At 48.1% G+C, this 13,286-nt stretch carries 7 protein-coding genes and 2 rRNA genes (1 of these 9 only partly in view); 7 read left to right on the top strand and 2 right to left on the bottom strand.

All coding sequences use genetic code 11. The features are described 5' to 3' along the window. Window positions 1-10: 10 nt before the first annotated feature. Window positions 11-2,452 carry a bifunctional aspartate kinase/homoserine dehydrogenase I gene (thrA, locus tag KUA46_RS07070; RefSeq protein WP_022120317.1) on the bottom strand — a complete coding sequence of 814 codons (2,442 nt, stop codon included), beginning with the start codon at window positions 2,450-2,452 and terminating at the stop codon, window positions 11-13. Between the two features lie 272 nt (window positions 2,453-2,724). Between thrA and KUA46_RS07065 the strand changes: the two genes are divergently transcribed. The 5 genes from KUA46_RS07065 to KUA46_RS07045 all read left to right on the top strand — a co-directional run bounded on the left by KUA46_RS07065 (window position 2,725) and on the right by KUA46_RS07045 (window position 7,790). Beyond that, window positions 2,725-2,979, top strand: coding sequence for a hypothetical protein (locus KUA46_RS07065; protein WP_006848733.1), 255 nt, complete (start codon window positions 2,725-2,727; stop codon window positions 2,977-2,979). Between the two features lie 131 nt (window positions 2,980-3,110). Then, window positions 3,111-3,656, top strand: a complete 546-nt coding sequence (gene yfcE, locus KUA46_RS07060) for a phosphodiesterase (protein ID WP_006848732.1) — start codon at window positions 3,111-3,113, stop codon at window positions 3,654-3,656. Between the two features lie 109 nt (window positions 3,657-3,765). Then, window positions 3,766-5,445 carry an NAD(P)/FAD-dependent oxidoreductase gene (locus tag KUA46_RS07055; RefSeq protein ID WP_154483335.1) on the top strand — a complete coding sequence of 560 codons (1,680 nt, stop codon included), beginning with the start codon at window positions 3,766-3,768 and terminating at the stop codon, window positions 5,443-5,445. Window positions 5,446-5,458: 13 nt separating this feature from the next. Next, window positions 5,459-7,018, top strand: a complete 1,560-nt coding sequence (locus tag KUA46_RS07050; protein ID WP_256625027.1) for an ABC transporter substrate-binding protein/permease — start codon at window positions 5,459-5,461, stop codon at window positions 7,016-7,018. A gap of 40 nt (window positions 7,019-7,058) precedes the next feature. Further along, a complete protein-coding gene (locus KUA46_RS07045; RefSeq protein WP_254364781.1) occupies window positions 7,059-7,790 on the top strand; it encodes an amino acid ABC transporter ATP-binding protein in 732 nt (243 codons plus the stop codon). 170 nt (window positions 7,791-7,960) lie between these two features. Here KUA46_RS07045 and KUA46_RS07040 read toward each other — a convergent pair whose 3' ends face one another. Next, window positions 7,961-9,658: a SulP family inorganic anion transporter gene (locus KUA46_RS07040; protein WP_218486982.1), complete on the bottom strand. Its 1,698-nt coding sequence runs from the start codon at window positions 9,656-9,658 to the stop codon at window positions 7,961-7,963. 664 nt (window positions 9,659-10,322) lie between these two features. Between KUA46_RS07040 and KUA46_RS07035 the strand changes: the two genes are divergently transcribed. Both KUA46_RS07035 and KUA46_RS07030 read left to right on the top strand, forming a co-directional pair. Next, a 16S ribosomal RNA gene (locus KUA46_RS07035) occupies window positions 10,323-11,854 on the top strand. A gap of 396 nt (window positions 11,855-12,250) precedes the next feature. Then, window positions 12,251-13,286 (top strand): 23S ribosomal RNA (locus KUA46_RS07030); it runs 1,862 nt beyond the window's last position. Together the 16S and 23S rRNA genes form the textbook arrangement of a ribosomal RNA operon.

Genomic DNA, 13,286 nt, shown 5'->3' with positions numbered 1-13,286 from the left:
ATGTTAAGTGTTAAATGTTAGCGATACTCATGATGTTGGCGAATACACCGGCAGCAGTTACGCTGGCTCCGGCACCATAGCCCTGAATCATCATAGGGTATTCCTTATAGCGCTCGGTGGTGAGCAGTACGATGTTGTTGGAACCTTCCAGATTGTAGAACGGATGCTCAGGACCGACAGCCTGCAAACCTACGCTTGTCTTGCCGCCATCCAGGGTAGCAACGAAGCGCCAGCGTTTGTGCTCTACATCGAGCGCTTTGCGCTTAGCCTCGAAATCGGCATCGAGCTCAGGAAGTTTCTTCCAGAAGTTGTCGAGTGAACCCTTGAAGTATTTGTCTGGCACGAAGAGGTTCTTCTCTACATCTTCCTGCTCTACGCGGTAACCTGCCTCGCGGGAGAGAATCACCAGCTTGCGAATCACGTCCATACCGCTCAGGTCAATACGTGGATCAGGCTCGCTGTAGCCCTTCTCCTTAGCCAGTCTCACGGTCTCAGAGAATGGAACGACGCTGGAGATGGCGTTAAAGATAAAGTTGAGCGTACCCGAGAGAACTGCCTCAATCTTAAGGATTTTATCTCCGGAGTTGCGGAGGTCGTTGATGGTTCCGATGATAGGAAGACCGGCACCTACGTTGGTCTCGAAACGGAATACTACACCACGCTGGATGGCTGTCTTCTTCAGTTTCTCGTAGTTCTCATATTCGCTTGATGCAGCTATCTTGTTGGCTGCGATAATGCTTACGTTGTGCTCCAGCAGACTCTGGTAGAGAGCGGCTACATCCTTGCTGGCTGTACAGTCTACAAACACGCTGTTGAAGATGTTCATCGCCAGGATGGTATCGCGCAGAACCTCTGGAGTGCTTGGGTCTGATTTCTTCAGTTCCTCGCTGTAGTTCTCGAGATCAATACCATCGCGGTTGAAGATGGCGTTCTTGGAAGAAGCGATACCCACCACGTTGAGCTTCAGTTTGCTGCGCTCCATGAGGTCGGCATACTGGTTCTTGATCTGCTCGATGAGCTTTCCGCCCACGGTACCCACACCGCAGATGAAGAGGTTCAGCACCTTGTATTCTGAAAGGAAGAAACTGTCGTGGAGCACGTTGAGTGACTTTCTCAGATAATCGCTCTTCACTACGAACGAGATGTTGGTTTCTGAAGCACCCTGTGCACAGGCAATGACGGAAACACCGCTACGGCCGAGGGTTCCGAAGAGCTTACCGGCGATACCGGCAGCATGCTTCATGTTTTCACCCACGATGGCGATAGTAGCCAAGCCCTTCTCTGCGTGCATTGGGAACATGGCACCATCGGCAATCTCGTTGTGGAACTCATTGTTCAATACCTTTACAGCCTCTTCTACATCCTGCTCGCGCACACCGATAGAGGTAGAGTTCTCAGATGATGCCTGTGACACCATGAACACAGAGATGCCCTCGTTGGCAAGAGCGGTGAAGATACGGCGGTTTACACCAATCACACCGACCATGGAAAGACCGGTTACGGTGATGAGCGCTGTACCGTTGATAGAAGAGATACCCTTGATAGGCTTCTGGTCGCCATCTATCTTGTTCTTGATGATGGTGCCCGGAGCATCTGGGTTGAAGGTGTTCTTAACCTTGATAGGAATATTCTTGACACAAACCGGGTAGATGGTTGGAGGGTAGATGACCTTTGCACCAAAGTTGCAAAGCTCCATCGCCTCAACGTAACTCAGTTCGTTGATGGTATAAGCTGATTTGATGACACGTGGGTCGGCGGTCATGAAACCGTCTACATCAGTCCAGATTTCGAGCACTTCTGCATCGAGGGCAGCTGCTATGATGGCTGCTGTGTAGTCGCTACCGCCACGGCCAAGGTTGGTGGTGCGGTCTGTGTTCTTGTCACGACTGATAAAACCCGGAACGAGAGATATGCGTGGAATTTCTGCAAAGGCTTCTTTTACCAGTTTGTTGGTCAGCTCGCTGTCGAGTACATGCTTGCCTTTGCCGTTCTTGCGCTCAGTCTTGATGAAGTTGCGGGAGTCGAACCATTTGGCTCCACGAATCAATGTGGCAACAATCTTGGAACTGAGTCTTTCACCATAACTCACGATGGCATCCTGCGTTTTCTCGCTGAGGTCGTGGATGAGGTACACACCAAAATAGATGCTCTTCAACTGCTCGAAGAGGGCATCAACCGATTTGAATAAGTTTTCTCTGTCTGTAGTGTCGGTGATGATGGTATCTATCATCTTGTGGTGGCGATCAACCATGGCTTCGAATTCTACTTTCCACTGTTCATCACCCTGGAGGGCAAGTTGAGAGGTTTGCAAGAGTTTGTCCGTGATACCGCCAAGCGCGCTCACGACAACCACTACACTCTGTTTCTTAGCCTCGTTTTCAACGATACGTTTCAAGCTGAGGATGCTTTTTACGGAACCAACCGATGTTCCGCCGAATTTTAATACTTTCATATGTTCTTGAATTTTACGTTGGTAATGTAATGCCTCCCCCGAAACGACCGGGGCCGAAGCAGAACTTGAGGGCAAAAGTACGAATAATATATCAAACTGCCAAGGATTTTAACAAAAAAGTAGCATATTGTAGATGAAAAAGCTATTTCAGTAGATAATTACAGGCTTTTCCTCTCCCTTATACCTTATTATATATATAAAAAACGTTGAAATGTTTGGGTGTTTCGGATTATTTGCTTAATTTTGCCGATGTAATTCAAAGCATTAGCAATATGGTTACAGAAGTAAATAGTAAAAATCAACTCGTTGAACGCAATTTCAAACGAAATGAGATGCTGGCTGAGTATTTCTTTGGTCTGTCAAAGATGGTATGCAGCGGTATTGGAATTGGTGCATTGTCGCCACTGTTTACAGGTGAGGCAATGGGAGTAACTAACTATGTTTGCATGGGATGCGCAGTAATCGCTGCTGCATGTTTTGCTTATGCAGGCAATTATTTATTAAAAGTAGAATTAAAAAAGAAATAATTATGGAAATGTTGACAATACTTTTTGCAATAGCAGCAATCATTGGTGTCGGTTTGGTTATTTGGATGAAATATACTGAATCAGGTAAAAAATGGGTTGAGGGTGAGTATTAATACTTTTTGAATCAAGTAATGAAATATCTTTTATTCTCAGATATCCACGGCTGTTTGCCAGCCCTGGAAAAGGTCCTCGATTTCTTCGAGGCTGAACATTGTGACATGATGTGCATCATGGGGGATATCATCAACTACGGTCCCCGCAACCGCATTCCGGAAGGAATCGATCCTAAGGGTATCGTAGAAAGACTGAATGCGCTGGCAGATAAGATTATCGCTGTGCGTGGCAACTGCGATGCGGAAGTAGACCAGATGCTTCTCGATTTCCCTATCATGGAGACCTATGCCTTGCTGGTAGACGGAGGCAAGCGCTATCTTCTGACCCATGGACATGTATACAATAAGGAAAACATGCCGAAGGGTCCTTACGAGGCTATGATCTATGGCCACTCCCATCTCTGGGAACTCTCTCATAACGAGAAGGGGCAGGCCATCGTAAATACCGGCAGCATCACCTTCCCGAAGGGTGGCAATCCGCCAACCTTTGCAACATTGGAAGATGGTAAGTTCACCATGTATCAGCTGGATACGCTCGAAGTGCTGGCTACAATGGAAGCATGAAAAAGTGAAAGTGAAAAGTGAATTGTGAATGTAATGCGAAATCCGTAATAGGGAATCGGTCACTTGTCACTCGTCACTTTTATAAAACTAATCATAAAGTTCAAAGTAAATGATTCAAGAATACCAGATAAGAATTCTGCCCGAACAGGCAGCAAGCGAGGAAGGCATCAAGCGTTATCTCGCCAAAGAAAAGGGATTGGATGTAAGAACGCTCAACCAGGTGAGGGTTTTGAAGAGAAGCATCGATGCCCGTCAGCGCACCATCTTCGTCAATCTGAAGGTGCGTGCTTATATCAACGAATTTCCGCAGGACGACCAGTATGTCCATACCGAATATCCGGATGTGAGCAGCAGACCTCGTGTTATCGTTGTGGGTGAGGGACCTGGCGGTCTCTTCGCTTCCCTGCGCCTGATAGAACTGGGATACCGTCCTATCGTGCTGGAGCGAGGCAAGGATGTGCGCGAACGCAAGAAGGACCTCTCTAACATTACCAAGACTCAGAAGGTAGATGGTGAGAGCAACTACTGTTTCGGTGAAGGTGGAGCCGGTGCTTATAGTGACGGCAAACTCTATACACGAAGCAAGAAAAGGGGAAGTGTAGACAAGATTCTGAACGTATTCTGCCAGCATGGTGCCAATACCAATATCCTGGCAGATGCCCATCCGCATATCGGTACCGACAAGTTGCCACGCGTTATTGAAAACATGCGCAACACCATCATCAAGTGTGGCGGCGAAGTGCATTTCCAGACCAAGATGATTCGTCTGATCCTTGAGAGTGAAGGTAAACTGACGGCACCTGATGCCGCAGCTGGCGATAGGGTGATAGGTGTAGAAGCCGTAAATCTGGCTACAGGTGCTGAGGAAACTTATCGCGGACCGGTTATCCTGGCAACAGGCCATAGTGCCCGCGATGTATACCGTTATCTCGCTTCGGCAAAGATAGATATCGAGGCAAAAGGCATCGCCGTAGGTGTGCGTCTGGAACATCCTTCCCAACTCATCGACCAGATTCAGTATCACAATAAGAGTGGTAGAGGAAAATATCTGCCTGCTGCCGAATATAGCTTTGTTACTCAGGTAGATGGCAGAGGTGTCTATAGCTTCTGTATGTGTCCGGGCGGTTTTGTGATTCCGGCTGCCACAGGACCGGAACAGTTAGTGGTGAACGGTATGAGTCCGAGCAACCGCGGTACTGCCTGGAGCAACTCGGGCATGGTGGTGGAAACTCATCCCGAGGATGTGGCGCAGTTTGTGAAGGAACATCAGTCTGTCATCGAACAGCAGGAAATGAAGGCGCAGGAGAATTCTTCTGCCTTTACTCCTCATGATTCACTCCAGATGATGTACTTCCAGGAAATCGTGGAAAAGCAATGCTGGCAGCAGGGCAACATGAAGCAGACTGCACCGGCACAGCGCATGGCTGACTTCGTGAACAATCGCTTGAGTTATGATCTGCCAAAGAGCAGCTATGCACCAGGCTTGATTTCGAGTCCGTTGCATTTCTGGATGCCGTCTTTCGTGAGCAAGCGACTGCAGGAAGGCTTCAAGACCTTCGGCAAGAATGCCCATGGTTTCCTGACCAACGAGGCTACGCTGATAGCGATGGAGACGAGAACCTCATCGCCTGTCCGCATCGTCCGTGACCGCGAAACCCTGCAGCATGTCCGCATCCAGGGACTCTTCCCATGTGGCGAAGGTGCTGGTTATGCAGGCGGAATCGTATCGGCTGGTGTAGACGGAGAAAGATGTGCAGAGATGTGTGCTGAGTATTTGAAACAACAATAAACGAATGCCTGGAATGATGAAATACAGAAAAACGGGAAAGTTTAAGCTGGGCTTCTTGACTTTACTCCTGAGTGTGCTCTTCGTGGCGTGTGGCTCGGGAGCGTCAGATGCTGACAGACAAATCAAGAGCAAGACTGATTTGAAGGGGGCTGTGATTGGTGTGCAGCTCGGTACCACTAGCGACGGACTAGCTACGGAGCTGGAAAAGGAAGGTGGCGGTACCAAGGTAGAACGGTACAACAAGGGTGCCGATGCCATCCAGGCACTCCTGCAGGGTAAGATAGACTGCATGGTGACCGATGAGGCGCCAGCCAAGGCATTCCAACGGGTGAACCCATCGCTCCGTATCCTGCCCGAAACCTTCGATGCGTCCTCTTTCGCCATCTGTGTGGCTAAGGATCATGCTGAGTTGCAGCAGTCCATCAATCATGCCATCCGTATCCTGAAAGAGAATGGCGTCATCGATTCCATCGTCAACCGCCATCTGGAACGGGGCATAGCCGTGGCTTATACGCCAAAGACTTCTGACGTGAAGAAGGTGGGGCCGGAAGCGCTGCAGAAACTCGGCTTGAAGTCGAGTCTCCGTTTTGCCACCAATGCTACCTTCGAGCCTTTCGAATATTACCAGAATGGCAAGATTGTGGGCATCGACGTGGATGTGGCGAATGCCATCGGCGATGTGATGGGCGTGGATGTCGAGATTCTCGATATGGAGTTTGATGCCATCATCACCTCTGTACAGGCTGGTAAGGCGGATGCGGGTATTGCCGGCATCACGGTTACTCCTGAACGGAAGAAGAATATCGGATTTACAGATTCCTATGCCGATGTGCGACAGGTTATCATGGTGAATTCCAATGAAGTGAAAGCAGCTGGTAACCAGCCGGGAGTGATAGATAAGTTTAAATCCTGCTTCATAGATGACAACCGTTATCAGTATCTGTTGCAGGGTTTGGGCAATACGCTCATCATCACCTTCTTCGCCATCATCCTTTCCGTGATACTCGGAACGCTGATAGCTATTGTCAGAGCACGTCATGAACGTAAGGGCGACTGGAAGATTCCGAACATGCTCTGCCAGCTGTACCTTACCATCATGCGAGGCACGCCAACCATGGTGCAGTTGCTCATCATCTATTATGTGGTGTTTGCATCAGCAGATGTCAATAAGATACTGGTGGCTGTCATCGCCTTCGGCTTGAACTCGGCAGCTTATATTGCCGAGGTAATCCGCTCGGGCATCATGTCGGTGGATAATGGTCAGATGGAGGCGGGTAGAAGTCTCGGTCTTTCGTATGGCAAGACGATGCGTCTCATCATCCTTCCGCAAGCCTTCAAGAATGTGCTTCCGGCTATGGGTAACGAGCTTATCACTCTGCTCAAGGAAACCTCTATCAGCGGTTATATCGGACTGGTAGACTTGACCAAGGGTTCCGACATCATCCGAAGCATTACTTACGAAGCGATGATGCCGTTGGGCGTAGTAGCCTGCCTCTATCTCGTTCTTGTTCTCGGACTGAACGCAGGAGTGAGAAGGCTGGAGAAGAGACTGAGAAAGAGCGAAAGGAAATGAGGAATCCTGAAAGGGCAAAAGCTTTAAAACAATGGATAAAATGAACGAAATAATCAAGATAGAAGGACTTCGTAAACGCTTCGGCGACAACGAGGTGCTGAAAGGCATTACCACCTCGGTGAGGAAAGGTGAGGTGGTTGCCATCATCGGTCCGTCGGGTTGTGGCAAGAGTACCTTCCTGCGTTCCATCAACCTTCTGGAAGAACCTACCGAGGGTAAAATCTTTATCGATGATATGGATATCACATCAAGCGATGTTGATATCAACCGAATGCGCCAGAGGGTGGGTATGGTATTCCAGCAGTTCAATCTCTTCCCTAATATGACCATACGCCGCAACATCATGCTGGCTCCGGTAGAATTGGGTAAGATGACAAAGGAAGAAGCTGATGAGAAAGCAACGGAACTCCTGACCCGTATCGGATTGCTGGATAAGGCCGACAGTTATCCCGACAGTCTGTCGGGCGGACAGAAACAGCGCGTAGCTATCGCCCGTGCCTTAGCGATGAATCCTGAGGTAATCCTCTTTGATGAGCCGACTTCGGCTCTCGATCCGGAAATGGTGGGAGAGGTGCTGCAGCTGATGAAAGATGTTGCTGCTGAGGGAATGACGATGGTGGTGGTGACCCACGAGATGGGATTTGCAAGAGAAGTGGCCAACCGTGTTCTCTTCTTCAGCGACGGCTATATCACGGAAGACGGAACTCCTGAGCAAATATTCAACCATCCAAAATCGCCAAGACTACAGGAGTTTCTGGGAAAAGTTTTGTAATAGTGGATAGTTAATAGTTTATAGTTAACAGTTCTGTAATAGTTGATAGTTTACAGTTTATAGTTAACAGTTACTTAATGACAATAAAAAAAGATGCATTACTGGTATATTCAGCAATGCATCTTTTTTATTTGATGGTCTACAATCAGTAAAATGTTAACTGTAAACTATTAACTATTAACAGTTTTCTTCTCAATAATCTCTTCAGCACGTTTCAGAGCCTTGCTGATGTGATCTGTGATATTATCCTTGCCAAGAATATTGTAGAAACCAGCCTTTTCCAACTGGGCGTTTACCTTCTCGCAAACACCGGAGAGTACAACCTGAATGTCCTCCTTCTGACTCATCTCGCAGAGGTTGGTGAGGTTGTGGATACCGGTTGAATCAACAAATGGAACCTTGCGCATACGGATGACGCGTACCAGTGGACGGTCACCGAAAGCTGCCATCACTTCCTCAAACTTGTTACCGGCTCCGAAGAAGAAAGGACCATTGATTTCGTATACCTCTACGCCCTTCGGAATCGTATAGTGCTCCAGGTTGGTAGAGAGGAAGTCAAACTCCTTGTTCAAGTCAATCTCATCATCGGTAATAGCTGTCACGTCGGTGGTTTCGCTCATTCGTTTCATGAAGAGCAGACAGGCGATAATCAGACCCACCTCAATGGCTACTGTCAAATCGAAGATGATGGTGAGGAAGAAGGTAATCAGAAGTACGGTTACATCGCTCTTCGGATTCTTCATCAATGCCAGGAAACTTCTCCATCCGCTCATTCCGTAAGATACAACTACCAATACACCGGCAAGACAAGCCATTGGTATGTACTGGGCAAGAGGCATCAGGAAGAGGAAGATGAGCAGCAGAACTATGGCGTGGATGATACCTGCAATAGGAGTCTTACCGCCATTATTGATATTGGTCATTGTGCGGGCAATGGCACCTGTTGCAGGAATACCGCCAAAGAGGGGAGAGGCGATATTGGCCAAACCCTGAGCTACCAACTCGGTGTTACTGTCGTGATGATCGCTGATTACACCATCGGCAACAGTTGCTGAAAGCAAACTCTCAATGGCTCCCAGGATGGCGATGGTAATAGCTGGTGATACAAGACTCTTGATGGTCTCCCAATTCATGGCTGGTACCTGAGCTGCAGGCAGTTCGTTGCTGATAGAAAAGCGGTCACCAATGGTCTCGATACTCTCTACACCGGCAAACTGCTTGAGCAGTAAGGCTACAACGGTCATCAGGATGATGGCAATAAGAGAGCCCGGAATCTTCTTGCTGAACTTAGGGGTGATGGCGATAACCACTACGCTTACTACTCCGATAAGGGCACACCAAGGATCTATGGTGTCAAAACTTTGGAAGTAGACGCCCCATTTCTCCAGAAAATCAGAAGGATTTGAAGTCAACGTCAATCCAAAGAGATCCTTGATCTGGGTCGTGAAGATGGTTACGGCGATACCACTGGTAAATCCCACAACGATAGGGTAAGGGATGTACTTGATGATGGTTCCAAGACGGAGAAGTCCGAAGAGAACCAGGAACAGACCAGCCATCAGTGTCGCTATCGTCAAACCTTCCATGCCATATTTCTGGATAATGCCATAGATGATAATGATGAATGCTCCCGTAGGACCACCAATCTGCACTTTGCTTCCACCGAAGATGGAGATGATGAGACCTGCTACAATGGCGGTGATGATACCCTTTTCAGGGGTCACGCCAGAGGCGATACCGAATGCGATGGCCAGAGGCAGGGCTACGATACCAACGATGATACCTGCCATGAGGTCAGACATGAATGTTTTCTTGTTGTATGTCTTTAAACAGGAAAACAAACTCGACTTAATTGCTAATGCCTTCATTTGAAAGTTTTAAAATATATGTAATTAATCTTGTTATCCGTTAAAACGTGTGCAAAGGTACTATATTTTTTTTAATTGGCAAAATGTTTTTCTGAGTTTCTCCCTTTTCTTCGATAATATTCTTCTTCGTATAGTAATATTCTTCTTTGATAGATATATTCTCCGGATAATACTTTTCTAGTTGAATCCTGATTTCTTTTCGGTCTTGGAATATGAGTACAATATTATTAATGCGCTTGCGGGTGTGCGCCCGCACATGCAGGCAGGCGTGTGCATGTATAAAATAAAGTGTAGTGGTAAGAAAAACTCTAGAAAGTCTTTATAAGTGTTAAAAACGCACTAAAATCTCAACTTTTTTGCGAAAAGATTTGGTGGAATGGAAAATAGTTAGTACTTTTGCACTCGCTTTTGAGAAATACACTTTCTCTTAGCGATTAAAGAAAGAGTTCTTTGAAAGATTTTACATAAACAGACAAGTAGTACAAGAAGCGGTTTTGGATTACCCCCTATTATATAGGGAGTATAAAGAAACTGGGTAAAAGAAACGAACCGTCAAGCAATTGACAAGTCAGGTTTACTAAGCTTCAATAAACGAAAAGGATATTCGTCCTAAGTACAGACAACAAACAAACCAAGCCGCAAGGCTAGGTAAAAATGATATTTTACAATGGAGAGTTTGATCCTGGCTCAGGATGAACGCTAGCTACAGGCTTAACACATGCAAGTCGAGGGGAAACGACATCGAAAGCTTGCTTTTGATGGGCGTCGACCGGCGCACGGGTGAGTAACGCGTATCCAACCTGCCCATCACTTGGGGATAACCTTGCGAAAGTAAGACTAATACCCAATGACGTCTCTAGAAGACATCTGAAAGAGATTAAAGATTTATCGGTGATGGATGGGGATGCGTCTGATTAGCTTGTTGGCGGGGTAACGGCCCACCAAGGCGACGATCAGTAGGGGTTCTGAGAGGAAGGTCCCCCACATTGGAACTGAGACACGGTCCAAACTCCTACGGGAGGCAGCAGTGAGGAATATTGGTCAATGGACGAGAGTCTGAACCAGCCAAGTAGCGTGCAGGATGACGGCCCTATGGGTTGTAAACTGCTTTTATAAGGGAATAAAGTGAGTCTCGTGAGACTTTTTGCATGTACCTTATGAATAAGGACCGGCTAATTCCGTGCCAGCAGCCGCGGTAATACGGAAGGTCCGGGCGTTATCCGGATTTATTGGGTTTAAAGGGAGCGTAGGCCGGAGATTAAGCGTGTTGTGAAATGTAGACGCTCAACGTCTGCACTGCAGCGCGAACTGGTTTCCTTGAGTACGCACAAAGTGGGCGGAATTCGTGGTGTAGCGGTGAAATGCTTAGATATCACGAAGAACTCCGATTGCGAAGGCAGCTCACTGGAGCGCAACTGACGCTGAAGCTCGAAAGTGCGGGTATCGAACAGGATTAGATACCCTGGTAGTCCGCACGGTAAACGATGGATGCCCGCTGTTGGTCTGAATAGGTCAGCGGCCAAGCGAAAGCATTAAGCATCCCACCTGGGGAGTACGCCGGCAACGGTGAAACTCAAAGGAATTGACGGGGGCCCGCACAAGCGGAGGAACATGTGGTTTAATTCGATGATACGCGAGGAACCTTACCCGGGCTTGAATTGCAGAGGAAGGATTTGGAGACAATGACGCCCTTCGGGGCCTCTGTGAAGGTGCTGCATGGTTGTCGTCAGCTCGTGCCGTGAGGTGTCGGCTTAAGTGCCATAACGAGCGCAACCCCTCTCCTTAGTTGCCATCAGGTCAAGCTGGGCACTCTGGGGACACTGCCACCGTAAGGTGTGAGGAAGGTGGGGATGACGTCAAATCAGCACGGCCCTTACGTCCGGGGCTACACACGTGTTACAATGGCAGGTACAGAGAGATGGTCCTTTGCAAAACGGATCAAATCCTTAAAGCCTGTCTCAGTTCGGACTGGGGTCTGCAACCCGACCCCACGAAGCTGGATTCGCTAGTAATCGCGCATCAGCCATGGCGCGGTGAATACGTTCCCGGGCCTTGTACACACCGCCCGTCAAGCCATGAAAGCCGGGGGCGCCTAAAGTCCGTGACCGTAAGGAGCGGCCTAGGGCGAAACTGGTAATTGGGGCTAAGTCGTAACAAGGTAGCCGTACCGGAAGGTGCGGCTGGAACACCTCCTTTCTGGAGAGACGAATATTGAGAGAATGTTGAGTGTTGAATGTTGAGTTCTCATTCTTGCTTACTTCTATATTTGTTGAGATAGTGACTGATTAAAGTTCGCTTCTCTTCTTGTACGCACCATCTGTTTAGTTAAATACAGGAGACTGGGATTCCTTATACATTATATAATATATAGGGATGGCTCAATAAAAATGGTTCAACTCCACAATCTCCACCATGCCTTTTAAGGCAAGAAGATCTTTGACATATTGACACAAGCAAAACTGTAAGTAATGAACTTTAGTTCAGACTAAAGTAAATCAAATCGCAAGATGAGATTTCACTTTGTTAGAATACAGCTGAAAGTATGAGCTACTTATTCGTTATTCGGAAACGAGTAACAAGAATACAGTCGTAAAGAAAGTAAGAAAGGGCGTATGGCGGATGCCTAGGCTCACGGAGGCGATGAAGGACGTGATAAGCTGCGATAAGTTTCGGGTAGGTGCAAATAACCTTTGATCCGAAGATTTCCGAATGGGACAACCTAGCCGTCTGAAGGACGGTTACTCAATCTTCAAGATTGAGAGCTAACGCAGGGAACTGAAACATCTTAGTACCTGCAGGAAGAGAAAATAAATGAATGATTCCCCCAGTAGTGGCGAGCGAACGGGGAACAGCCCAAACCGTTGACGTCGCAAGGCGCCAGCGGGGTTGTAGGACCGCGACATTGTATGCAAATCGTGAACAGAACACTTTGGAAAATGTGACCATAGACGGTGATAGTCCAGTATGTGAAGCGAAATGCAGCATAGCGGTATCCTGAGTAACGCGGGACACGAGGAATCCTGCGCGAATCTGCCGGGACCATCCGGTAAGGCTAAATACTCCCGTGAGACCGATAGCGAACGAGTACTGTGAAGGAAAGGTGAAAAGAACCCCGAGCAGGGGAGTGAAATAGTTCCTGAAACCATACGCCTACAAGCGGTCGGAGCATCGCAAGATGTGACGGCGTGCCTTTTGCATAATGATCCTACGAGTTACCGTCACTGGCGAGGTTGAGTGTCACGAGACACGTAGCCGCAGTGAAAGCGAGCCTGAATAGGGCGCACAGTCAGTGGGGGTAGACGCGAAACCAAGTGATCTACACTTGGCCAGGATGAAGTCCCGGTAACACGGGATGGAGGTCCGCACCAATAAGCGTTGAAAAGCTTCTGGATGAGCCGAGTGTAGGAGTGAAAGGCCAATCAAACTTGGAGATAGCTCGTACTCCCCGAAAGGCATTTAGGTGCCGCGTCGGATGGTCACCGTGAGAGGTAGAGCGACCGATAGGACAAGAGGGCTTCACCGCCTATCGAGTCCTGACGAACTCCGAATGCTCACGGTCTGCAGTCCGGCAGTAAGGGGGCGGGTGCTAAGGTCCGTCCCCGAGAGGAGAAGAATCCAGACCGCCGTC

The organism is Segatella copri, assembly GCF_019249765.2.
Lineage (GTDB): Bacteria > Bacteroidota > Bacteroidia > Bacteroidales > Bacteroidaceae > Prevotella > Prevotella copri_K.
The sequence above is the reverse complement of the archived record's forward strand: the minus strand, read 5'-3'. Positions and strand labels throughout refer to the sequence as shown.